Genomic DNA, 23,274 nt, shown 5'->3' with positions numbered 1-23,274 from the left:
CAGCGCCGCTGACCCGGCGTAACAGCGGTGCCGACCAGAACCTCTGATACCTGGCCCCACCGGCTTAGCGTGACTTTCCCGAGCATTGGTCCTCAAGCCCCTTACCCCTCTCGGTGGTTGATCTGCCACGCGACAATGCCCGTCGTCAGGTCTGTCCGTTGCGGCGCGTGACCTAATACCACAGGACGCCCCGCTGAGCGATCCCCACGTGACGCAGCGCCGCGATGGCTGATCAACCGCGTGTCGCACGTTGAATCTGCGCCAGTGATCGTCCGGCTTGCGGCTCGTTCATTGGGACGTCTGGGGGTCAGGTTGTTCCCGAAGGGACCGAGCCAACCGGTCAAGCTTTGCAACCACCAAGGTGTCACCGCCTCGGCACGCGGCCAGCGCTTCCCGAAGACCAGGCCGGGCAGGGTTGGTGCCCGTGAGGCCGTGGTCGGTGTAGATCAAGGCAGGTCTAAACACCCAGTCGTTCGCGGGCGTTTTGTTGGGCAGTGAGATCTTGTTCGTTCGTGGATACGCGTGCGTATCCAATCAGTAATTCATTCATGCACGGCAGCGTGAACCGCCGGACCGCACCGGTCAACATCGATCCCGCCGAGCGTTCGAGTCCCGAACTGCCCGCCGTCCCCTCGCGGGCACCCGAGTTCGACCCAGAAGGAGCCGATTTACGATTGGTTCCGTCTTCTCAGGGGTGGCCCGTTCGGCGTCCCTACATGACGCAGCGGTAGTGGATCTGGGGGCTCAGCAGCCCTGGTTGCGAAACATTGACGGTCAGAATCGGTGGGGGTCGACGGTCTCGGACTGGCTGTCTCCATATCCGGTGCACTGGACTTCGGTCGTCCGTGCATGGCGTGGGGATTGTGCAGGAGAGGCAAGTTGTAGTTCGTGAACTGGCTCGACAACGGGCGAGACTTCCGAAATGACCGTGGCATGAAACCCGAGATGTTTCAGATTTTTCTTGACGCCAACCTCATGGGAAGAGTCGTATGGAGTTACTGGTTAAGGAACACCGATCGGATCGGATCGCTGATGTCACCATCTTGGCCGGAGGCTAGTTGACCACTTTCGGAGCTGTTCGGAAGCGGATCAGACAACCGATTGGGAAATCATGTCAGAGCAGAACTTCACCACGAACAACGCGGGCATTCCGGTAGCCAGCGACGAACACTCGTTGACCGTTGGTCCAGACGGGCCGATTCTTCTGCAGGACCATTACCTCATCGAAAAGATGGCGCAGTTCAACCGTGAACGTGTGCCGGAACGACAGCCGCATGCAAAGGGCGGTGGCGCGTTCGGCCGATTTGAAGTGACCAATGACGTTAGTGCTTATACCAAGGCCGATCTGTTCCAACCGGGACGCAAGACTGACCTCCTGATCAGGTTCTCAACCGTAGCGGGGGAACGTGGAAGCCCCGACACATGGCGCGATCCGCGTGGTTTTGCCATCAAGTTCTACACCGAGCAGGGCAACTACGACATGGTCGGCAACAACACCCCGGTCTTCTTCATGCGGGATCCAATGAAATTCATGGACTTCATCCGCTCGCAAAAACGTCGCGCCGATACCAATCTTCGTGACAATGACATGCAGTGGGATTACTGGACACTTTCCCCCGAGTCAGCGCATCAGGTCACGTGGCTGATGGGTGACCGTGGCATCCCGCGCACCTGGCGAAACATGGATGGATTCTCCAGCCACACCTATCTGTGGGTCAATGCGGCAGGTGAGAAGTTTTGGGTTCGCTATCACTTCAAGACGGATCAGGGCATCGAGTTCTTTGCTCAGGCTGAAGCGGATGAGATGGCTGGCAAAGACGGCGACTATCACACCCGCGATCTGCACAACGCAATTGAGCGCGGTGAGTACCCGAGCTGGAGTCTGAAAATGCAGATCATGCCCTTCGATGAGGCAAAAGACTATCGTTTCAATCCGTTCGATCTGACCAAGGTCATTTCCCAGAAGGATTACCCACTTATCGACGTCGGTCGTATGACGCTCGACCGAAACCCTTCTGACTATCACACGGAAATTGAGCAGGCGGCGTTCGAGGTGAACAACATGGTGCCGGGGATCGGGGCGAGTCCAGACCGCATGTTGCAGGGCCGCATGTTTTCCTATCCGGATGCGCACCGGGCCCGGATAGGAACCAACTACAACGAGTTACCAGTAAACAAGCCGCGCAACGCTGAGATTCGGTCCTATGCCAAAGACGGCAACATGCGGCATCACAACCCTGGGGATCCGGTTTACGTGCCCAACTCCAAGAGCGGGCCGACCGCAGGCACGGAACGGTTTGGCGAATCGGCCGTGTGGTTTGCCGACGGCGATCTGGTCCGCTCAGCCGCTTCCCTCCATCCGGAAGATGACGACTGGGGACAGGCAGGGACGCTAGTGCGTGATGTGCTGGACGATTCTGCACGACAGCGTTTGGTGAGCAACATTGTCGGGCATCTTCTCAACGGGGTCAGCGAACCAGTACTTCTGCGTGCCTTCGAATATTGGCACAACGTAGACAACGATCTTGGCGATAAAGTTGAGAGCGGTGTGCGCGCGGGATCACGCTAATCGCCACTGACTCGTTGCCGGCATAGCTTCACAACGGTTGTGCGCTCAATTCCGTCCCGCTCACCGTTCCCCAAATGGGACGGCCGCGACGCCAAATAAAGGTTGCGGTCTAACCGTCACTTTCCGCTCACAGTCACCCCACAGGGAATATTGATCGGATTGAAACCAGCGGTTGATACTTGCCCCCTATTTTTGTGGAGCGGGTATCGGGACAATCAGGGCATGGGACGTACCAGAGAGATCCGCGTGTTCATGGCCGCATGCATTCTGATTTTCTCTATCACAGCCTGCGGAAGTGTTGGCAGTAACGGGGCCGGAGAAGAGTGGCAGGAGCCGCCCCTGCCATCCGCAGAGCCATCCCCGAAAGTCAGTATCAGTCTCGTCCGCGAGTGCCAGGAGACAGGAGACAGGAGACAGGACAGCTTCCCACCAATTCAACAGAATCGATTGTCCCCGCCCCCGACTCTCCGACGGCATCCAGTTGCGTGACAAGCTTTGTTCCACTGACCGAGGGCCAAATGCGCAGCGCCACTCCTATGCCGATGCCGCTTCAACCACTCCCGGAAAGTCCAAGCACACCCTAATCACAGGGGAGCTAACCGAAGGAACTGCCCGATCAGGGTTCCCCTTGCGGGACAGCAGAGCGGTTCACCGTTTTCCGGGTCAGGCCTCTCGGTCCTCGTCGGGGTTCCGGAAGGGCCGAAGCCGCGTGCCGGCGGGGTCTGCGGTGAAAGTGTAGCGGCCCAGCATGTTGATGTGTTCCGAGGCCAGCGGGGAAAGGCGTTGTACGTCTTCATCGGCAACACTGGAGCCACGGTCGCGGAGCTCGGTGAGCGCGGCGTCCACGTACCGGGTGTTCCACAGGATGATTGCGTTTAGGACCAGGCCCAGGGCTCCGAGCTGGTCTTCCTGGCCTTCCCGGTAAGGCTGCCGTATCTGTCCCCTCCTGCCGTGGAAAATGAGTCTGGCCAGGGCGTGCCGGGATTCCTGCAACGTCAACTGAGTATGGATTTGCCGGCGGTAGCCCTCGTCAACGTCGATGAAGTCCAGCAGGTGCCCGGTTTTGGCTATTCTGCCGTACTCCGCCAACGCTTTTCCGAGCAGGCTTGGTGTCCCGCCGCCCTGGGTGACCCGCAGAACTTCCGAGGCGCGCACGGTTCCGGCAGTCAGGGATCCAGCAAGGCGGAGCATGTCCGGCCAGTTCGCCGTGATGAGGTCCATGTTGATCCGGTTGCGTCCGGCGACAGCGTTCAGCTGTCCATAGTCCGCTGTGGTGTCGATGCGCCAGAACCGTTGGTCCGGCAGCCCGGCCAGGCGGGGCGAGAACCGGTACCCGAGCAGGGTGAACAGCCCAAAGACCTGGTCCGAATAGGAGGCCGTGTCGGTGGCGACCATCTCGGGGCGTTGGCCGCCGTCAAGATCGAGCAGCCCGTCCAGAATGTGTAGGGAATCGCGGACCGTCCCCGGGACGACGACGGCGCCAAGGCCGGCCACCTGGTCGTTGAGATAGTTTAGCCAGGTCAGTCCGCGGCCCTGGCCGAAGTAGCGCGGATTCGCCCCGGCATTGACGGTGGCGACCGGCACCACGAACCGCATTCCATCGACGGACGCCAGCAAGCCGGCACCCCAGCGCTGGGCGAGACCAAGACCGGACTGGGCCTGGATCAGCCGGGAGTTCGCCGCGCGAAGCGTATCGGCGCGCACATAGTTTTGATCGACGTGTGACAGACGCCCTCGGGTCAGCGCGGGGTGGCCGTCCTTGACCACCGGTGTCAGGCCGACGTTGCACGCCTCGGCCACCAGAATGGCGGCGACGGAAACACCGAGCTGGTCCATCCGTGCGGAGGCCTCCGAAACGTGGCTGAATTCCGACAGGAACCCCGTCCAGGAATGCACTTCCAACAGCACATCGGGCAGGTCCACCCGCGGCAGCATCGCCGACACGAGCCCCCGAAGCTGCGTTAATGACTCAGGTACCGTCTTGGCCTCCAGGGGCGAGAGATGAACCTTGCCGTCATCGCCAATCCGCACCGCAGGATTATCCGCCAGTTGATCGGCCGCCGCCCGGTAGTGGGCGTCCAGGCTCTCGCGGACACCGTCGAGGTGTGCCGGGGGATCTTCAGGCAGCTGGAGTGCTCTCAAGGTCTCGTTCTTGGTCGCCTGCCATGCCTGGTCGGTCAGCAGCCGTGCCCTGGGGTCTCCCCAACGGCGCCCGTCGAGAACGAAAATGTCCCTGCGTCGCAGCGCCTTATGGACGGCGTCCATTACCGCTACCGTGTAGGCCCTGCGATCGATCTCTTCCGAGGCGTTGATGAGGCGTTGCCAGACGGGTGACAGAACGGACAGATCAACCTGGCCCGGATCGGTTTTACGGCCGTCCAGAACGTCCGGCAACGCTGCCAGCGCCGCCAATGTCGGGGTCCCGCCTGCCGTGGCCCCAAAAGGTGCCGCCGATGCCAACGCCGGCAGGAAGGAACGCACCGTTGTGAACCGGCGCATCATCTCGGCCGCGGTATCGCCCTCGCTGCCGGCAGGATTCACCAATTCAGTCACCACATCGACCGCAGCGCGCAACTCGGGCAACGAAATCTGCTCGGCAAGCATGGATGCGGCATCTGCACCGGAAAATTCCGCATTGCCCAGGACCTCAACCAGTGTTTCCGCAGCCTTGGCCAGCTGCAGCGACGCCCGCGACAAGCGGGGCAGGGACTTCAACCGGGCGGTCGCGGATTCCCGGGCCGCTTTGCGGACCACCCGTTCAGTGACGATCGCATCCAGGGCGTCACACAAATCATCGGCGACCTCGGCCGTCAGGGCCCGCACGGCGCAGAGCAGGGTCGCGCCCCGGCGTTGGCCCGACAGCCCCTGAAGCGCCGATGCCTTGCCTGCCAGCCCGTAGCGGGCCAGGGCATTCATCCGGCCCGCGGGTATCGTTTCCACGTCAACGGTCCCCGCGCCCAGGGCCCGCAGGCGTGCCAGCCGGTCCAGCTGCCGCAGCAGCTCCGGCACCGACACCCTTGAGGGCCCCGTCCGCAGCCGTTCCCACGCGGTCAGCCTCGAGCCGTCCTCGACCCGAAGCAGGCCCTCCAACTCCTGGATCAGGGAGGGCCCGGCCGCGTCAAGCAGCACCGCATAGAGTCGGTCATTCGCGCCGGCACGGACCTCTGAAACCAGGCGCGTCAATGTGGAGACGCCCGGGAGAAGGACCTTCCGCTCGCGCAGCCAGACCGCCGCCCGTTCAAACAAGCGCACCGGCCCCTCCGCCGACGTCCACGCCCGGGCCGACAGGAACAGCTTCAGTTCCTCGTGCCTGGCCGGATCGGCGAAGTCCACGTACTCGTAGATGGCGGAGATCTCCGCTGCATGCTCGTAACCGGTCTGTTCCCGCTGCGCGTATAGCTTGAGAACGGAGGCATCCGCAATGCCCAGCTGTCCGGCCAGGGACTCGACCACCGGCCAGGGAACAACCAACGGATCCGTCAGGAACCGGCCCACGACCCGCACGGTAGCCAGCTGCACAGCGAATCCCAATCGGTTGTGCATCCCCCGGCGGCGGCCGGCTACCGACAGATCGGCATCGTCCAACCAGCAAAAGCGTTCGAGGTCCTCCAGCGACACCTCATCAGGGAATCGGCCGAACCCGGCGGCCTGCTCATCACTTAGGAAATCGACCGCCATGGCACCAATTCAACAGCCACCGGATCCCTTACCGTGAATTTCCGTACCGATCCTCCTCAGACCCCGCACCTGCGCCTCGGCCACGGCCTCCACGTACTGCGCCGGCACCCTGTAGTACGAGGATTCGGGCACCACCCGCACCAAATGCAGCCGGAGGCCTAGCCGGTCCGCCCTCTGCGCAGCCCAGTCCGCAGCCCCTCCGCCTGTGCTGGAGCCATCAACCCCCGCCAGGACCTCATGCGCCTTCAACTCCTGCTCCCTTCATCACACCACTTACACCACAGTGTCTCGCTGAAGCACTGAACGGCCAGTGCCTTAAGCCCCCACCGCCTCCGGGGCTTTCGTCCCTATTGCCCGAACCGACTAACAATGTCTACTGGATGGACAAGCAGATCGCGGCGTTTCCAGCAAGGGAAGATCATGACCAACATCAGCATTCTCGGCAGCGGACACATGGCCCGCGCACTCGCCACGGCGATGCTGCGAGGGAACAACCCGGTACAGATTCTTGGCCGTGACGGCTCCAAAACACGGGATCTGGTCGAAAGCCTCGGACCCGGTGCCACAGGAGGCGTGACGGGGGCCGCCATCACAGGAGCAATAATCTTCCTGGCCATCCCGCACAAGGAAGTCCATAACGCCCTCCTGGAAATCGGCGACGCTCTTGACGGCCGGGTCGTCGTAGACATCAGCAACACCGTGGACGTCACGAATTTCGATCGGCTGACCACGGAGCCCGGCACCTCCGCAGCCGAAAATACAGCCCGGCTGTTAGATGGACGCGCGGATGTGGTGAAAGCATTCAACACCACGTTTCCCACCACCCTGGAGGCTGGAAAGGTCGGCGGGCAACATCTGGACGTTTTTATCGCCGGCGACTCGGAGCAAGCCAAAGAGAAAGTCAGCGCCGTGGCAGCGGCCGCAGGACTCAGGCCCATCGACGTGGGGCCGCTTCGGCGTTCGCGCGAACTTGAAGCCTTCATGCTGGTTGTTATGGGCCTGCAGGTCAGCCCTGAGCACCAGCACTTCAACTGGGACACCGCGCTCAGGATTTTTCCATAGAAAAGGGTTGCCTGATGATCCCGCCTTCAGGCATTCAGCGCGGGTGATCGCCGCGTAGACCTCGTCCAGCGGCCGGTTCTGCCACGCGGCCATCTCCTCGACCACCCGGTCGGTGATCCGGGAGACCGTCTCCTTCGACACAGACGTACCGTAGATCTCGGCGAAATGGGCGCTGATTTCTCCCGTGGTCAAGCCCTTGGCGTAGAGCGAGAGGACCATCTCATCGACCCCCGTCAGGCGGCGCTGGCGCTTCTTGACGATGACCGGCTCGAACGTGCCTTCCCGGTCCCGCGGCACGTCCACCTGCACGGGGCCGGCGGTCTCCGTCAACACCGTTTTCGGGCGCACCCCGTTGCGGGAGTTGCCAGTCTGTTTACCGGCCGTATCGTGCTTTTTATATCCGAGGTGCTCGGTCATTTCCTCATCGAGCGCAGTCTCGATCACGGTCTTGGTCAGCTGCTTGAGCAGACCATCGGGACCGGTCAGGGACAGGCCCTGTTCCTTCGCCATTCTGACCAGCTCGCGGGCAGCGTCAGCCTCGGATATTTCTGTCTTCTTCTCAGCGGTTTTCGTACTCGGCACAGCCTCAAGTGTTGCGGCCATATCGGGCTCCTCCCCGCCAGGCTTAACGCCCGGCGTGTCGAGCCGGATACACCGTTATTTCCACAGTCCCTTCCCCGGTTCCGCGGGCAGGGGTAGGGCCATTGGTCATACCCCGCCGCGCCGGCCGGGTCATTGGACCCTTGTGGCGATACCGTCCTTCCTCAAGAATGAGTCAGTCGCAGACGTGACACCTCGGTACCGGTTGGAACGGGTACACAGAAAGGAACATGATGAACGCCTCGACAGCATCGGAGCAATGGACTGAATCATCCGACGACGGTATCCGGGTGTTCATCCTTGACGACCACGAGCTGGTACGGCGGGGCCTTCAGGACCTCCTGGAAAGCGAAGGTTTCGTCGTCGTCGGCATGTCCGGGTCTGCCGCCGAAGCGGCACGTCGGATTCCGGCGCTGCGCCCGGACGTGGCAGTACTTGATGCCCGGTTGCCGGACGGGACGGGGATCGAAGTGTGCCGCGATGTGCATTCGGTGGATGAAACGATTAATTGCCTGATCCTCACAAGCTACGACGACGAGCAGGCGCTGCGGGGCGCGGTCCTGGCCGGGGCCTCCGGGTACGTTCTCAAGGAAATAGGCGGTTCCGCCCTGATCGGTGCCCTGCGCCGCGCCGCCAAGGGGGAATCCCTGTTTGATGCCGACCTGAAGGCCCGGATTGTTCAGGGACTGGGAGAACCGGAGCGCGTGGACCCAAAAATCGCGTCCTTGACCCGGCAGGAGCGCAGGGTGCTGGAGCTCATTGGGGAGGGTCTGACAAACCGCCAGATCGGCGAACGTATGCTTCTGGCGGAAAAGACAGTCAAAAACTACGTCTCATCCCTGCTTGCGAAGTTGGGTTTTGAACGGCGGACGCAGGCCGCGGTCCATGTGGCGCAGCACCATGAACACTGACCTCAGAAAACTGGAGCCGTCCATGTCAGTGCTGTTCCCGTTTTCGGGGAGCTGGCGACCTCGAAAGTGCCGCCCAGTGAGGCGGCCCGGTGCTGCATGTTCGTCAGGCCGGTGCCAGGCGAAGGCACGCTGAATCCTGTGCCGTTGTCCTGGATCAGGATGCCGACAAGACTGTTGTCCACGGAAACCGACACGCGGATCGAATCCGCTCCGGAGTGCCGGACGGCGTTGCTCAGCCCCTCCGTGATCATTGCCAGGATATTCAGGGCGGTTTCTTCATCCCGGATCGCGTCGATGGGCCCCGTAAGAGTCAGCAGGGGGACAAACGGCAGGGACTGCGCGCCGCTACGAACCGTCTGGAGGACACGGCTGCTGAGGAGTTCCTTCGCCGTGGCGGAGTCACTCAGCGAATAGATGGTGTTGCGTAGCTCCCGGATTGTCTCGTCCAGTTCGGCGGTCACAGTCTGGATGGTCCTGGCTGCGGAGTCATCGGACATATAACGTCGGAGGCTTTGGATGCTGAGCCCTGCTGCGAACAGGCGCTGGATGACGAGGTCATGCAGGTCGCGGGCGATCCGGTCCCGGTCGGTAAACACGGCAAGTTTCTCCCGCAGCCGATGCGCACGCGCCAGCTCGAGCGCCAGTGCGACGTGCGATCCGAACACGGGACCCATCTCCAGGTCCGTCGTACTGAACGTCCCGGATTGACGCTCCCGCAGGAGGAGCAGTAGGCCGTGGTGGGTGCCGTGGGCGCTGAGGTCGATAACCAGGAGCCGGCTCGTGGCCAGGTCACTTCCGGTGCCGAGGGCAGACGATGCGTCTTCAATCACAGCGGCGTGGCCCGTGGCGAGAACGGTGTCCATTTCGCCCGAGTCAAACGACAAAAGCCGTCCGACCCACTCCGGAGCATGGTTCCCCGCACCTCCGGCGATCCGGTACAAGTCGGGAGTGTCCTCCTGGACCAGGATGAGGGCAAGGGTGGAACCGGACTCCTGGAGTGCTCTGGCGGCGATCATGTCCAGTCCCCCATTCTGGCCCTCCGGCGTCTCCTCGTCGCCCATCATTTTGTTGGTCACATCCATGGAGGCCTGAAGCCATGCGGTTCTGCGCCGGGCATCGTCATAGAGCCTGGCGTTTTCGATGGCGACGCCGGCGGCTGCAGCAAGTGCCTCGGCCAGGTCTTCGTCTTCGTCTGTGAAGTCGCCGCCGCCTCTCTTATGGGTCATGTAGAGATTGCCGAACACAACGTCCCTCACTCGGATCGGCACGCCCAGGAAAGATTTCATCTGCGGATGATTCTTGGGAAACCCGTAGGCATCCGGATGCTGGCTAAGATCATGCAGCCGCAGCGGCTTCGGATCGCGGATCAGGAGGCCAAGAACGCCATGTCCTGTGGGGAGGGGGCCAATCTGACGGGCGAGTCCCTCATCTATCCCCACAGTGATGAAATGGCTCAGGGCACGGTCGCCTCCAATCACTCCCAAGGCCCCATAATCAGCCCCGAGAAGGTGGCACGCTGAACTGACCACTCTGTGCAGCACCGCCTCCAGGCTAAGATCCTCGGCCAAGGCAACGACGGCACTTAGAAGTCCTTGCATCCGTTGCTGGTCGCTTACCATTTCCCCGGCACGGTCAACAAAGTCGGTACGAAGTTCGTCGATTCGAGGCCCGGCAACGGGTTGCCGGGCGCCCGTACTGGTGGGGTGTATGGGCTCGTTCAATGTAACCCGCCTTTCGATGGACATCCACGCGGGCCGGCCTGCCGGCTGCAGCCGGTGCACACAGACTACCCCTGCAGGGGAGGTTCATCCAGCACCGCAGGTTCGGTGAGGGGTCTTTGTGCCCTACAGCCGGTCGCACCTGCTCCGTATGATCGTGGCCATGACCCCAGATTCATCGATACCGGAGACCGCCGTGCTGCCAACTGAAGAGTGCTGGCGTTTGCTGCGGGGCGACTCCGTGGGCCGCCTTGCCGTGTGGGTGAACGACCACCCCGAGATCTTTCCCATCAATTACAAGGTTGACCATGAATCACTTGTCTTCCGAACAGGTGCCGGCACCAAGCTTGCGTCCGCATTGGGCAAGCTGGTGGCGCTTGAAGCCGATGGTGCTGACACGGATGGGGGCGTTGCCTGGAGTGTCGTCGTGAAAGGGCCGGCCACAGCCCTCACCCGTACCCCTGAACTCCTTGACTCCGTAGGACAGTTACTGTTCCCCTGGGAGACAGGCCCCAAGGACCATTTCCTCCGTATTGTCCCGGAGAGTGTCAGTGGACGGCGTTTCAAGATCGCCGCCCCGTTGACCTGGGGCGGTCCCTTGGATGAGGCCACCCGCGCCGGACTTGAATGACCAGTCATGAGGGCATGGTGGGTTGAAAAACCCGGCCCCATCGTGTCAGGTCCGTTGCGCCTGGGCGAGCGCCCTGATCCATCGCCGGGGCCGGGCGAGGTCCTGCTCTCGGTTCGTGCATGTGGTGTATGCCGCACAGATCTTCACCTTGCTGAAGGAGACCTGCGGCCCCGTGCTGCTCGACGGATCCCTGGCCATGAAGTGGTCGCCGAGGTGGTGGGGCTCGGAGCTGGCAGCTCCCGGTTCCGTCTTGGCGAGCGCGTGGGGGCAGCCTGGCTGGCCCGTACGTGCGGCTCTTGCCGCTTCTGTGCCCGCGGGTCAGAGAACCTCTGTCTCGCCCCGTCATTCAACGGCTGGGATGCGGACGGCGGCTACGCGGAGCTGATGACCGTCCACGAGGATTACGCGTACCGGATACCCGAAGCATTTACCGATGAGCACGCGGCGCCCTTGCTGTGTGCCGGGATCATCGGTTATCGGGCGCTTCGTTCCTCCGGCCTTCCGCCGGGAGGCAAACTCGGCATTTATGGCTTTGGCGGATCGGCCCACCTGACGGCGCAGATGGCTATCTACGAGGGTGCAAGCGTCTATGTCATGACACGGTCGGCGGCGGCGCAGAGGCTGGCCCTTGAACTGGGGGCAAAGTTCGCCGGGCCCGCTGAAGCAGTCCCGCCTGAGCTGCTGGACGCGGCCATCCTCTTCGCTCCTGCGGGCCGGCTGGTACCAATCGCGCTTCGAGCTCTGGACCGCGGAGGAACCCTCGCCGTCGCAGGCATCCACTTGAGCGACATCCCGGTCCTGGACTATCAAAAGGACCTTTTTCAGGAGCGCCGCCTGCGCAGCGTCACGGCCAATACCAGAGCCGACGGGCGGGAACTCCTCGCGCTGGCAGAGCAAATACCGCTCCGCCCCACCACTACCCCCTATCCGTGGACAAAGGCAGACCAGGCATTGCTGGACCTGTCCCTGGACCGGTTCACGGGGGCCGCAGTGTTGCTTCGACCAGCCTGAGGCGCCGCCGGAAACCGTGTGCCTTCAGTGACCTTCGGCCCTAGGCCACCGCCGGATCCTGGGGGAAGGTACTGCCATGAGTGATAACGATCGCATCCTTGTCGGAATCGACGGTTCCGAATACTCCCCCGCGGCGCTGCGCCTCGCCGGGCGCCTGGCGTCCGCACTGGCCGCACCGTTGCACCTCGTCACATGCCTGGGCTTCTCCGACTTCTACCTGCCCGCGCACCTGCCTCCGGGTTACATCGATACAACGGCCGAGCTTGAGGCCATCGCCAAACGCCTCATGGAACAGGCCATCGACAGGGCCTACGGCGCGGAGCGCCCAGAACATCTCACGACAGCTGTCAAAGTGGGATCGCCTGCGAAGGTCCTGGTTGACGAAAGCCGCAACGCCCAAATGCTCGTCGTTGGTCGACGCGGCCACGGCGGCCTCTTTGGCCAGCTCATGGGCTCCGTCAGCGCAGCGTGTGCAGCCCATGCGCACTGCCCTGTGCTGGTGGTCAGCCAGGAGGCCGAGGAACACGATGCCACCGGCGGCTGAACTGCCGCCAATCGTGGTGGGCGTAGACGGAAGCGCTCCTTCCACACTCGCTCTGCGCTGGGCGGGCGCATTGGCGCCGCTGCTCAACGCCCGTATCCGGGCCATGTCCTCCTAGCAGTTCCAGATCGCCTTCGGCACTTTCACCCCGGTTGTCTGGAACCCCGATGAAGAAGCCCGGAAAATCTGTGCCGAGGCAGTGGCCAAGGCCTTCTACGGTGTTCCTCCTGCGAGGCTCGAAATGGTGGTGTCCCAAGGGCCGGCGGCCAAGGTCCTAGTCGAAGAAAGCAGGTCTGCGCACATGGTTGTAGGGGGCAGCCGCGGCCACGACGGATTTGAAGGGCAGCTGCTGGGTGCGGTGAGCGCAACGGTGGCTGAACACGCAAAATGCCCAGTCCTCGTCGCGCATGGCTCAGACCTGCCGGCAGGGATTTCGATTGCTCCCGGGCAGGCCTCCGTGGAGGGCGGCGGCAAGGCCGGTCCAGCCATGCCCTCCCCTGACCGCGTGGTAGTTGGCTACGACGGATCGGCTGAGGCAGCCCTGGCTGTGCGCTGGGCTGCACGGCACGCGAAGTTTTTGGACTGTGAGTTGCAGGTGGTTCATTGCTCACTGTGGCCGCTGCTGACCAGCGACCTTGGACCCGTCAAGGGCATAGAGGGAAGCGGGCTGCAACATCAGGCGCAGGCCATCCTTGATGAGGGGAAAGCTGAGGCGCTGTCAGTGGCGCCCCGGGTCAGGATCCGGAGCAGCCTCCTGTACGGACTTCCTGCAGGCCATCTCCGGCGGATCGCGGAAGATGCGCGGATGCTGGTTCTTGGCAGCCGCGGGATCGGTGGATTTATGGGACTTCTGGTGGGTTCAGTAAGTCTGGAACTCGCGGCGACGGCGTCCTGCCCCGTTGCGGTCATCCGGTTCGATAAGAACCCGGAGGGGCGCATCGTGGTGGGAATTGACTCTTCCGGGTCGGCGGGCGTCCTGAGTATTGCCTGTGCCATGGCCAGTGCTACGGGAGCGGACCTGATGATCATCCACGTCATCCGGTCCCATGACCGCACAGCCCACGAGGCCGGAGGGGGCCAAGGAGCGGCCCGTCGCCTCCTCCTGACGGCCGCTCACGACGCCAGCGGTCTGGCTTCGGACGTGCCTATCAGCCAGCACGTTGCCCAGGATACTTCCGTCCCGCGGGCGCTCCTTAATGCTGCCCGTGGTGCCGCCCTCATCGTCGTCGGAAGCAAGGGCCGGGGGCTCCTCAGAGGAGCTATCGGGTCAAATGCCCACGCAGTCCTTCACCACGCCACGGCCCCTGTCCTGATCTCCCGGCAACTGGAGCCCGGCGGGACCGCGGGCAATGTGGCGACCTGAGCCGCCGCCGTCGGACTTCCGGGACTTTTGTCCCTTACCGGCGAGGCAATCGGGCGTCATCGTTGAGGTGGAGCAGCATTCCGCACGCCGTGGAACCCTATCAACAGCAACAGGCAGGAACGGTTATGAAAGCTATTGTTTACGGAGGCCCAGGGAAGAAGTCTTGGACGGAAGTCCCCGATCCGGCGATCCGGAATCCCACCGATGCCATTGTCAAGGTTGACACCACCACCATTTGCGGGACGGATTTGCACATCCTCAAAGGGGATGTGCCGGCCGTGACGGAAGGAAGAATCCTGGGCCACGAAGGAGTGGGAACCATTACTGAGGTCGGGTCGTCCGTGACTAGCCTGAAACCGGGCGACCGCGTGATCATCTCCTGTATCAAGTCCTGCGGCCACTGTGCCAACTGCAAGAGCGGCCTCTATTCGCACTGCATGGGCGACGAGGGTGCCTCGGGCATCGGCTGGGTCTTCGGCCACCTGATCGACGGCACGCAAGCCGAATACGTGCGGGTCCCATACGCCGAAAACTCCCTCCATCTGCTGCCCGACGGTGTAAGCGACGAGCAGGCCGTCATGCTGTCGGACATCCTCCCCACGGGCTTCGAAATCGGGGTCCAGTACGGCCGGGTCAAGCCCGGCGACACGGTAGCGGTGGTCGGGGTGGGTCCGGTCGGGCTGGCCGCAATCGCCACCGCCGGGCTCTACGGAGCGGCGACCATCATCGCCATCGACCTTGACGCGAACCGCTTGCAGAAGTCCCGCGAGTTTGGCGCCACCGAGGTCGTCCTGTCAGGCGACGCCGACTGGAAGGAACAGGTGCTGGGCCTGACCGACGGCCAGGGCGTGGATGTGGCCATCGAGGCAGTGGGCATTCCCGCGACCTTCAGCATGTGCACGGAGATCGTCCGGCCGGGCGGGAATGTCGCCAACGTGGGGGTGCACGGCAAATCAGTGGAACTCCATGTGGAGAACCTCTGGATCCAGAACATCAACATCAGCATGGGACTCGTGAACGCCAACACCACTCCGATGCTGCTGAAACTCGTGGCCCAGAAGAAGCTCCCGGCGGAAAAGTTTGCAACACACCGCTTCCGTTTTGACCAGTTCATGGACGCCTACGACACCTTCGCCCGGGCCGCGGAGACAAACGCCCTGAAAGTAGTGATCACCGCATGAAAGGCTACGTTGTTTACGACTCCGCATACGGGAACACCAAGGCGGTTGCAGAGCCATCGCACAAGGCCTCAAACCTATCCGCGCTGCAGCGGTTTCCGTGACGGACTTCAACCCCGGGAACCTGTCAGGCGGCGATCTCCTCATCGTCGGCTCCCCCATCAACGGCTGGCGGCCCACCCCCAAAATCACGGTACTGCTGGCGCAGTTGGGCAACGGCCGGCTCAGGGCATCAAGGCCGCAGCGTTCGACACCCGCGTCCGCTTCTTCATCCATGGCGACGCCGCCAAGAAGGTGACCAAACTGCTCACGGAAGGCGCGCCCACGCCATCGCCCGCCCCGCCCCGTTCTACGTCCGGGGCACCGAAGGGCCCCTGCGCGGTGGAGAACTTGAAAAGGCAGCGAGCTGGGCCCAGGACCTGGCCTCAGCACTCGAGAAGAAGGCCACACCATGAAAGCAGCCATCGTTTACGAATCCCTCTACGGCAACACACGCGCAATCGCTGATGCGATAGCGCAAGGGCTGGAGGGGGTGGCCGAACCACACGTGATGTCCGTGGAGGAGGCAGGCCAGACCCAGCCCACCGCCACGGATCTCCTGGTGGTGGGAGGGCCGACCCACATCCACGGCATGAGCAGGAAGCCGATGTGGGAACTGGCAGTCAAAGACGCCCTTGAACACCCGGAGAAGGGATTGGTCCCGGACGCCGCATCGGGAGGACCGGGCTTGCGGGCATGGTTCGACTTCCTGGACAAGGCAACCGGAAAAGCGGCCGCCTTCGACACCCGGCTGAAGGGGAACAAGCTAGTGACCGGTCACGCGTCCAAAGGCATCGCGAAACGACTCAAGCAACATGGCCTTGAGCTGATAGTCGAGCCTGCGAGCTTCCTCGTCGATGACGCCAACCAGCTTTTGCCAGGTGAACTCGACCGGGCGCGCGAATGGGGAAAGACGCTCGGCGCAGCCCTCTCGCCGGCACCCTGAGTGAGCCGCGTGGGCACGGCAGCGGCGCCATATCCGCCCGGGGCTGATGCTCCCGCAGGATCCGGTCTCTCCGCCGATGATGTGAAGGAACGAACGCTGGCAGGCCTGGCCAACGGAGTTCCCGACAATTCGAGCAGAAGCCTGTGGCAGATTGTCCGGGCGAATGTGCTGACCCTCTTTAACGGCATTGTTGGCGGCTGCTTCCTGCTCTTGCTCTTCCTGGGGCAGTGGAAGGACGCGCTCTTCGGCTTCGCCGCGCTCAGCAACGCCGTCATCGGCGTGGTCCAGGAGTACCGCGCCAAGAGGCTGCTGGACCGGCTGGCCGTCCTTGACGCCCCCCGGGCCAGGGTGCTCCGTGAAGGCCAGGTCCAGGACATCGCAGTTTCCGACGTCGTCCTGGACGACGTCGCGGTACTGCATGCCGGCGACCAGGTCGTGGCAGACGCCGTCATCATCAGCGGGGATGGCCTTGAAATTGACGAATCCTTCCTTACCGGCGAGTCTGAACCCGTAGGCAAGGGCAGGGGCTCCACCGTGTGGTCGGGTTCCACCATCACGGCGGGGCAAGGCGAGGCGCGGGTGGTCGGCGTAGGGGCCGGCTCGTACGCCAGCCGGCTCACCGCGGAGGCGAAACGTTTTTCCCTGGTTAATTCAGAGATCCGCAACGGGATCGACCGCGTCCTTCGGTGGATCAGCTGGGCTCTCTTCCCTGTCGTCGTGATCGTCACCAACGGCCAGATGCAGGCTAAGGGTGGCTGGGATCTGGCTTTCACCACCGGGGCCTGGGTGGAGGCGCTCGTTGGCGCAGTGGCGGGCGCCATCGCCATGATTCCCTTGGGCCTGGTGCTCATGACCAGTGTTGCGTTCGCGGTCGGTGGTGTCCGGCTGGCCCGCCAAAATGTGTTGGTGCAGGAACTGGCAGCTGTGGAGGGACTGGCCCGTGTGGACGTTCTGTGCATCGATAAGACCGGTACCCTGACGGAGGGCAGGGTGGTCTTCGACGGTGTGCACGCTGCGGGCATTCCATCTCCGCCGGGCTGGAGGGAGGCACTGGGATGGTTCGGCGCCGACCCCCACGCCAACGCCACCGCCCGCAGCCTGGCGGGCACCTTCGCCTTTGACGGCAACCGGGTCCCGGCCGCCGTCGTTCCTTTCTCTTCCGCCAGGAAGTGGAGCGCAGCGAGTTTCTCTTCGCCTCATGCTGCTGCGGGAACGTGGGTGCTCGGTGCACCCGAGATGGTCTTGCAGGGGAACAACGCATCCACCGGTGACGTCCTGGTCCAGTCCCGCCGCCTCGCGTGGGCGGGTTTACGCACCCTGGTACTGGCTTACTCGCAGGACGTTGCGCCCGAAAGGGATCCCGACGACGTGCAACTGCCACCAGGGCTTACAGCCGCCACACTGCTGACATTCCGGGAAAAAGTCCGCCCCGATGCAGCGCAGACCCTGTCCTATTTCCGCCAGCAGGGCGTTGCCGTGAAGATCCTCTCCGGCGATGACCACCGGACGGTCATGGCGGTGGCCCGTGAGGTGGGGCTCGACGCCGTCGTCGGCTACGATGCGCGGCACCTGCCCTCAGATCCTCACCTGATGGAGGAAACGCTGGACGGCTTGTCCGTGTTCGGTCGAGTGACGCCCGCCCAGAAGAAAGATATGGTCATGGCGCTGCAGAGAATGGGGCACACCGTCGCCATGACGGGTGACGGCGTCAACGACGCCCTGGCAGTGAAGGAAGCGGACATCGGGATCGCCATGGACACTGCGGCACCCGCCACCAAAGCCGTGGCCCAATTAGTGCTTTTGGACGGGCGCTTTGACAGGCTTCCTGCAGTCGTGGCCGAAGGCCGCCAGGTCATCGTCAACATTGAGCGGGTCTCGGTGCTGTTCCTAAGCAAAACAACCTACGCGGTAGTCCTGTCGATAGTGTTCGGAGCGCTGTTGTGGAGCTTTCCGTTCCTGCCCCGGCAGCTCTCCGCCACTGACGGTCTCACCATCGGCATCCCCGCGTTCTTTCTGGCCCTGATGAGCAATCCACGCCGCTACAAACCTGGATTCTTGAAACGGTCACTGGCCATGGCCGTCCCGGCCGGAATCATCGTCGCGACGGCGGTACTGGCTGTGCAAGTGTATTCCGTGGCGGCGGGCGGCTTCAGCGCCGGAGCCAGCCGCACCGCCTCCGTGGTAACCCTTTCCCTGGTTGCCCTGAGCGTGCTGGCGGCTGTCAGCCGCCCGGTCAGCGCCCTGCGCGTGGCCATCATTGCAGCCATGTGCCTGGGCCTGTTCCTGCTGATGACCGTCCCCATCCTGCAGGAATTCTTTATGCTCGAATGGCCACCTCCTGAACTCACAACTGCCTCGTTTGCCGCCGCCTCCGTCGCCATCCTTGCGGTCCTGGCACTAAGCCAGGTCCACGCACGGCGGTACCCTGTCGATAGGCCTGCGAAGGTGACACAGAACTCAGTGGCGCGGCCCTAGAGCCAGTCCGCCGAAAAATCCTGCGGCGGCCACCAGCGCGTGCGCGGCGAAACCGCAAACCTTCGCCCGGAGACCTCCGTAGGGACGATCTGCACCAGATGCTCTTTGAGTCCGGCCTGCCACGGTTCGCGGTCAGGACCGGCTTCCTGGAGGGCCGCCGGATCTCCGTCAAACGGCCCAGGCATTCCCTTGACCACAACGCTCCACACTTCGGTGGCGTATGCATTCAGCCCGTCTGTCTCAAAAGCCACGGCGGCGCCGCTGAGGAGGGCACGAAGTTTCGTGCCGGGCGCCGTGCGGAAGACCACCGTTTCGCCGACAGTCATGAAGTTCAAGGGAAACATCTCGGGGACCGCACCGTTGATCACGGCCAGCCGCCCGATATAGGAAGACTGGAGATACTTCCAGCAGTCAGCCGGGGCGAGGACTTCCGTGTGAGACTCTGAGGGGGAGCTGCTCATGCAACTGATCCTAGCCCTCCAATGCCGGCTCGCATTGAACCGCACCATCAGCGCAACCTTCCCGGCACTCAGGACCAAAGCCTCTGGGTCCTCCCGGCCCTTTGCCCGACCCTTAAGGAGTCGGGCACGTCATGCCCCGACGGTCATCCAAGCAAGGAGGCAGCCATGGCTGATTTGATGAAATGGTTTGACACCCGGCGCTCCCCCGTCGAGATGATTGAAAGAATTTTCGAAGGTGATACAGCGGCGTCGGGGATCCGCGTCGAAGAATCGGTTGAAGGCAACACACTTGTGGTCCGGGCCGAACTGCCAGGGATCGATCCGGACAAGGACGTCAGCGTCACCATCGTTGACGGCGCCCTTGAGATCAAGGCCGAGCGCAGGGAGCAGTCCGAGCAGAAGGAAAAGGACAGTTACCGCTCGGAGTTCCGCTATGGTTCTTTCGTGCGGAGGCTCGCTTTGCCCGACGGCGTTCAACAGGAGGACATCACTGCTTCCTACAGGGACGGGGTGCTGGAGGTCAGGACGCCGGTGCCGACGGCCGCCCAGCAGCCCCCGGCGAGGAAGATCGAGATAACGCGCGGCTAACAGCAGGATCCGGCCACGGATCAGCCGAACAGGACCGCTGCCTCACGGTAACGGTCCTCGGGAACGGTCTTGAGCCGGCCCAGCGCAGCGTCAAATCCGACGTTCACGATGCTGGTACCGTGCAGGGAGACCATGGTCCCCCAACGGCCGGTGGCGGTGGATTCGACAGCGGCCATGCCCAGCCGTGTGGCCAGCACCCTGTCAAAGGCGGTGGGGGCGCCACCCCGCTGGATGTGCCCCAAAACCGTCGCCCGGGTTTCGATTCCGGTCAGCGACTGCAGTTCGTGCTCCATGAGCACACCGATTCCGCCCAGCCGGGGCCTGCCGAAGGTGTCCAGGCCGCGGGGCGAGTACGGCGCGTCCTGGCCCTCCGGGACGAACGCCTCTGCGACAACCACCAACGGTGCCCGCCCGCGGTCGTGTGCGGACTGCACCCACCCGGCAACCTGCCCCAACGGAACCGTGTGTTCCGGAATGAGGATGGCGTGGGCGCCGGAAGCCATCCCGGCATGAAGGGCGATCCAGCCGGCATTTCGGCCCATGACTTCTGCGATCATGCAGCGGTGATGCGACTCCCCCGTGGTGCGCAGCCGGTCGATGGCCTCTGTCGCCGTCTGGACCGCGGTGTCGAAGCCGAAGGTGAAATCGGTGGCGTCGAGGTCATTATCGATGGTCTTTGGAACGCCCACCACCTTAATTCCCTGGTCTGACAGTTCCTGCGCGGCCGCCAGGGTGCCCTCTCCCCCGATGGCGACCAGGCCGTCCACTCCGAGACGGCTGAGGCTTTCGCGCACCGCCCCCACTCCGCCTTCCTTTAGCGGATTGGTCCTCGATGTACCAAGGATGGTCCCGCCAAGACGGGAAAGTCCCCGCACGGCGTGCCGCGGCAACGGGACCACGTCCCCGTCAAGCACCCCTCGCCACCCGTCCCGGAAACCGACAAAGTCATACCCGTGGGAAATGACGCCACTCAGCACTGCACCGCGGATCACCGCATTCAGCCCGGGGCAGTCTCCGCCGCTCGTGAGAATGCCCAGCCGAGTCACTTTTCGGACTTTTCGGCCGCAGCGATCACGGGAACCGTCTTGAGGTACGTGTCGGGGTTGAGCGAAATGGAATCGATGCCCTCCTTCACCAGGAATTCCGCGAAGTCCGGGTGGTTGCTCGGGCCCTGGCCGCAGATACCGATCTTGATCCCGGCTGCATGCGCCTTGCCGATAACCTCTGCGATCATCGACGTGACCGCTTCGTCCCTCTCGTCAAAAAGCCCGGCCAGCTGTTCAGAATCGCGGTCAACCCCCAGGACAAGCTGTGTCAGGTCATTCGACCCTATGGAGAATCCGTCGAAGCGCCGGGCGAATTCCGACGCGAGGATGACGTTCGAGGGAACCTCGCACATCATGTAGATCTGCAGTCCCTCCTCACCACGGACCAGGCCGTTTTCTGCCATCACCTTGGTCACCAGGTCTGCCTCGTGGAGGGTGCGGCAGAACGGCACCATGACAATGACGTTGGAGAATCCGAGTTTCTCGCGTACTCGTTTCAGCGCCCGGCATTCCAGGGCGAATCCTTCCCGGTAACGCTTGTCGTAGTAACGCGAGGCCCCGCGGAATCCCAGCATGGGATTCTCTTCGGCAACTTCGAAGGAGCCGCCTCCGATCAGGTGTGCGTATTCGTTGCTTTTGAAGTCGCTGAGCCTGACGATCACGGGGAGCGGGTGATAGGGCGCCGCGATCTTGGCGATGCCCCTGGCGAGGACGTCAACGAAGTATTCCTGCAGGTCGGTGTAGCCGCACGTGAGCTCCCTGATGCGTGCAGCCTCGCCGGCGTCTGTGACGCGTTCGGGATGGACCAGCGCCATGGGATGGATCCGGATGAGGTTGCTGATGATGAATTCCATCCGTGCCAGGCCCACGCCGGCCGCGGGCAGGCGCCACCACTGGAAGGCGGCTGACGGGCTGGCGATGTTGACCATGACGGCGGTCCGGGTCGCAGGCAGGGCCCCGAGGTCAACCTCTTCGACATCGAAAGCGAGGGTGCCCTCGTAGACCTCCCCGTCCTCACCGCCCGCGCAGGAAAGCGTGATGGGCTTTCCTTCCTCAAGGACCGAGGTGCCGTTTCCTGTCCCCACCACGGCGGGCACGCCCAGCTCCCTGCTCACAATCGCGGCATGGCTTGTCGGGCCGCCGTGGTCGGTAACGATGCCGGCGGCGCGCTGCATGATGGGAACCCAGTCAGGGTCGGTCATTTGGGTCACCAGGATGGCGCCGTCCCGGAATTTGTCGATGTCCCGGGCGTCCCGGACCACACAGGCGGAGCCGTGCGCGATCGATTCACCGATCGCCGCACCGGAGACAAGCCGAGGGCCCGATTCGCGAAGGTGGTAGACGCGGAAAACGGACCCGCTGCGCCGCGCCTGGACAGTCTCCGGCCGTGCCTGGACCATGAAGAGTTCGCCGGTGGACCCGTCTTTGGCCCACTCCATGTCCATAGGACACCCGTAGTGGTCCTCCACCGCCACAGCCCAGCGAGCTAGGGTCAAAATCTCGGACTCGGTGAGTACCAAGGAGCGCCGCTCCAGGTCTGTCGTGTCAACTGTCCTGGTTCGCGCGTGCCCGCCCCGGCTGTAAACCATCTTCCGTTCTTTCGAGCCCATTGTTTTCTCGATGATCGGTGCAAATTGTGTGGTGGACAGCAGTGGCTTGAATACCTGGTACTTATCGGGGTTGATGGTGCCCTGGACCACCGTTTCTCCCAGCCCCCACGCGGCGCTGATCAGCACGCTGCGCGGGAATCCTGATTCTGTGTCGATGGAAAACATCACCCCGGATGCCCCAAGGTCTGAACGCACCATCCTCTGCACGCCGATGGACAAGGCCACATCCAGATGGTCGAACCCCTTGATTTCCCGGTAGCTGATGGCCCGGTCGGTGTACAGCGAGGCATAACACCGCCTGCAGGCCTCCATCAGCTCCCGCTCGCCGGCAACGTTAAGGAAGGTTTCCTGCTGGCCGGCGAAACTCGCGTCCGGAAGGTCCTCTGCCGTGGCGCTGCTGCGCACGGCAACCGAGGCCCGGGCCTGTCCTGTCCGTTGGGACAAGGCTCTGTAGTGTTCCCTGATGTCGGCGGCGATGTCCGGCGGAAACTGCCCTTCAAGGATGAGTTCCCGGATGGATTCGCCGGCTTCCCGCAGCCTTGTCCGGCCCGCCCGGTATGCATCGATCGAGGCACGCATCGCCGGTTCGATGCCGTTGGCGGCGACGAACGCCCGGTAGGCGGAGGCCGTGGTGGCAAAGCCCTCCGGTACCCGGACGCCCGAACTTATCAGGGAGCGTGTCAGCTCACCCAGCGATGCGTTCTTGCCGCCCACGGAGGGCACATCGCCCATCCCTACGTCTTCCAGCCACACCACGTGAACGTCGGTCATCGTCGTCCTTGCATTCATGGCTCGATCCTCCCGGGTCAGCCGCGGCAGCAGCAGAGGCTTTGGTCCTGCGGACTCC

At 63.2% G+C, this 23,274-nt stretch carries 17 protein-coding genes and 2 pseudogenes; 11 read left to right on the top strand and 8 right to left on the bottom strand.

The window, feature by feature from the left end:
* Positions 1-306: 306 nt before the first annotated feature.
* Positions 307-550: pseudogene (locus NG697_RS03595) on the bottom strand (recombinase family protein); the annotation flags it as partial.
* Between the two features lie 561 nt (positions 551-1,111).
* On the opposite strand from NG697_RS03595, the gene NG697_RS03590 reads away from it, so the two are divergent.
* Entirely contained in the window at positions 1,112-2,569 is a 1,458-nt protein-coding gene (locus tag NG697_RS03590; RefSeq protein ID WP_252613638.1) for a catalase, read from the top strand.
* A gap of 663 nt (positions 2,570-3,232) precedes the next feature.
* Here NG697_RS03590 and NG697_RS03585 read toward each other — a convergent pair.
* Positions 3,233-6,247 (bottom strand): Tn3 family transposase, encoded by a 3,015-nt coding sequence (locus NG697_RS03585; protein ID WP_252613637.1) that lies wholly within the window; start codon positions 6,245-6,247, stop codon positions 3,233-3,235.
* A gap of 9 nt (positions 6,248-6,256) precedes the next feature.
* Positions 6,257-6,496: a universal stress protein gene (locus NG697_RS21315; protein WP_374209883.1), complete on the bottom strand. Its 240-nt coding sequence runs from the start codon at positions 6,494-6,496 to the stop codon at positions 6,257-6,259.
* 120 nt (positions 6,497-6,616) lie between these two features.
* On the opposite strand from NG697_RS21315, the gene NG697_RS03580 reads away from it, so the two are divergent.
* The gene (locus NG697_RS03580; protein WP_308293027.1) at positions 6,617-7,309 is read left to right on the top strand and encodes an NADPH-dependent F420 reductase; all 693 of its coding nucleotides are present in this window, start codon (positions 6,617-6,619) and stop codon (positions 7,307-7,309) included.
* Between the two features lie 45 nt (positions 7,310-7,354).
* Here NG697_RS03580 and NG697_RS03575 read toward each other — a convergent pair.
* Positions 7,355-7,912: pseudogene (locus NG697_RS03575) on the bottom strand (transposase); the annotation flags it as partial.
* Positions 7,913-8,139: 227 nt separating this feature from the next.
* Between NG697_RS03575 and NG697_RS03570 the strand changes: the two are divergent.
* Complete coding sequence (locus NG697_RS03570) at positions 8,140-8,820, top strand: response regulator (RefSeq protein WP_252613636.1); 681 nt, start codon at positions 8,140-8,142, stop codon at positions 8,818-8,820.
* A gap of 2 nt (positions 8,821-8,822) precedes the next feature.
* Here NG697_RS03570 and NG697_RS03565 read toward each other — a convergent pair whose 3' ends face one another.
* Complete coding sequence (locus NG697_RS03565; RefSeq protein WP_308293073.1) at positions 8,823-10,418, bottom strand: GAF domain-containing sensor histidine kinase; 1,596 nt, start codon at positions 10,416-10,418, stop codon at positions 8,823-8,825.
* Positions 10,419-10,701: 283 nt separating this feature from the next.
* Here NG697_RS03565 and NG697_RS03560 point away from each other — a divergent pair, with 283 nt between their 5' ends.
* The 7 genes from NG697_RS03560 (at position 10,702) to NG697_RS03530 (ending at position 18,722) form a co-directional block, all read left to right on the top strand.
* The gene (locus NG697_RS03560) at positions 10,702-11,169 is read left to right on the top strand and encodes a pyridoxamine 5'-phosphate oxidase family protein (protein WP_252613635.1); all 468 of its coding nucleotides are present in this window, start codon (positions 10,702-10,704) and stop codon (positions 11,167-11,169) included.
* Between the two features lie 6 nt (positions 11,170-11,175).
* Complete coding sequence (locus tag NG697_RS03555) at positions 11,176-12,180, top strand: zinc-dependent alcohol dehydrogenase family protein (protein WP_252599437.1); 1,005 nt, start codon at positions 11,176-11,178, stop codon at positions 12,178-12,180.
* Between the two features lie 76 nt (positions 12,181-12,256).
* The gene (locus NG697_RS03550; RefSeq protein WP_252613634.1) at positions 12,257-12,724 is read left to right on the top strand and encodes a universal stress protein; all 468 of its coding nucleotides are present in this window, start codon (positions 12,257-12,259) and stop codon (positions 12,722-12,724) included.
* Positions 12,725-12,848: 124 nt separating this feature from the next.
* Positions 12,849-14,084: a universal stress protein gene (locus tag NG697_RS03545; protein ID WP_308293072.1), complete on the top strand. Its 1,236-nt coding sequence runs from the start codon at positions 12,849-12,851 to the stop codon at positions 14,082-14,084.
* A gap of 125 nt (positions 14,085-14,209) precedes the next feature.
* Positions 14,210-15,265, top strand: coding sequence for a zinc-dependent alcohol dehydrogenase family protein (locus tag NG697_RS03540; RefSeq protein WP_252599441.1), 1,056 nt, complete (start codon positions 14,210-14,212; stop codon positions 15,263-15,265).
* 448 nt (positions 15,266-15,713) lie between these two features.
* Complete coding sequence (locus NG697_RS03535; protein ID WP_252599443.1) at positions 15,714-16,247, top strand: flavodoxin family protein; 534 nt, start codon at positions 15,714-15,716, stop codon at positions 16,245-16,247.
* Positions 16,248-16,256: 9 nt separating this feature from the next.
* Positions 16,257-18,722: an HAD-IC family P-type ATPase gene (locus tag NG697_RS03530; RefSeq protein ID WP_252613632.1), complete on the top strand. Its 2,466-nt coding sequence runs from the start codon at positions 16,257-16,259 to the stop codon at positions 18,720-18,722.
* On the opposite strand, the gene NG697_RS03525 is transcribed toward NG697_RS03530, so the two are convergent.
* A complete protein-coding gene (locus tag NG697_RS03525; protein ID WP_252613631.1) occupies positions 18,719-19,183 on the bottom strand; it encodes a pyridoxamine 5'-phosphate oxidase family protein in 465 nt (154 codons plus the stop codon). The genes NG697_RS03530 and NG697_RS03525 overlap by 4 nt on opposite strands.
* A gap of 165 nt (positions 19,184-19,348) precedes the next feature.
* On the opposite strand from NG697_RS03525, the gene NG697_RS03520 reads away from it, so the two are divergent.
* Positions 19,349-19,771: an Hsp20/alpha crystallin family protein gene (locus tag NG697_RS03520; RefSeq protein WP_252568837.1), complete on the top strand. Its 423-nt coding sequence runs from the start codon at positions 19,349-19,351 to the stop codon at positions 19,769-19,771.
* Positions 19,772-19,791: 20 nt separating this feature from the next.
* Here NG697_RS03520 and NG697_RS03515 read toward each other — a convergent pair whose 3' ends face one another.
* Complete coding sequence (locus NG697_RS03515; protein WP_252609604.1) at positions 19,792-20,817, bottom strand: 6-phosphofructokinase; 1,026 nt, start codon at positions 20,815-20,817, stop codon at positions 19,792-19,794.
* A complete protein-coding gene (gene ppsA, locus NG697_RS03510) occupies positions 20,814-23,216 on the bottom strand; it encodes a phosphoenolpyruvate synthase (protein WP_252613630.1) in 2,403 nt (800 codons plus the stop codon). The genes NG697_RS03515 and ppsA overlap by 4 nt, the downstream gene beginning before the upstream one ends.
* Positions 23,217-23,274: the final 58 nt, after the last annotated feature.

The organism is Pseudarthrobacter raffinosi (assembly GCF_023913835.1).
Classification (GTDB): Bacteria; Actinomycetota; Actinomycetes; order Actinomycetales; family Micrococcaceae; genus Arthrobacter; species Arthrobacter raffinosi.
This window is presented reverse-complemented; position numbering and strand designations above follow the sequence as displayed.

Coding starts and splice junctions, on each gene's coding strand:
- NG697_RS03590 (WP_252613638.1), top strand. CDS start 1,112: ATGTCAGAGCAGAACTTCACCACGAACAACGCGGGCATTCCGGTAGCC.
- NG697_RS03585 (WP_252613637.1), bottom strand. CDS start 6,247: ATGGCGGTCGATTTCCTAAGTGATGAGCAGGCCGCCGGGTTCGGCCGA.
- NG697_RS03580 (WP_308293027.1), top strand. CDS start 6,617: ATGTCTACTGGATGGACAAGCAGATCGCGGCGTTTCCAGCAAGGGAAG.
- NG697_RS03570 (WP_252613636.1), top strand. CDS start 8,140: ATGATGAACGCCTCGACAGCATCGGAGCAATGGACTGAATCATCCGAC.
- NG697_RS03565 (WP_308293073.1), bottom strand. CDS start 10,418: ATGCAAGGACTTCTAAGTGCCGTCGTTGCCTTGGCCGAGGATCTTAGC.
- NG697_RS03560 (WP_252613635.1), top strand. CDS start 10,702: ATGACCCCAGATTCATCGATACCGGAGACCGCCGTGCTGCCAACTGAA.
- NG697_RS03555 (WP_252599437.1), top strand. CDS start 11,176: ATGAGGGCATGGTGGGTTGAAAAACCCGGCCCCATCGTGTCAGGTCCG.
- NG697_RS03550 (WP_252613634.1), top strand. CDS start 12,257: ATGAGTGATAACGATCGCATCCTTGTCGGAATCGACGGTTCCGAATAC.
- NG697_RS03540 (WP_252599441.1), top strand. CDS start 14,210: ATGAAAGCTATTGTTTACGGAGGCCCAGGGAAGAAGTCTTGGACGGAA.
- NG697_RS03535 (WP_252599443.1), top strand. CDS start 15,714: ATGAAAGCAGCCATCGTTTACGAATCCCTCTACGGCAACACACGCGCA.
- NG697_RS03525 (WP_252613631.1), bottom strand. CDS start 19,183: ATGAGCAGCTCCCCCTCAGAGTCTCACACGGAAGTCCTCGCCCCGGCT.
- NG697_RS03520 (WP_252568837.1), top strand. CDS start 19,349: ATGGCTGATTTGATGAAATGGTTTGACACCCGGCGCTCCCCCGTCGAG.
- ppsA (WP_252613630.1), bottom strand. CDS start 23,216: ATGAATGCAAGGACGACGATGACCGACGTTCACGTGGTGTGGCTGGAA.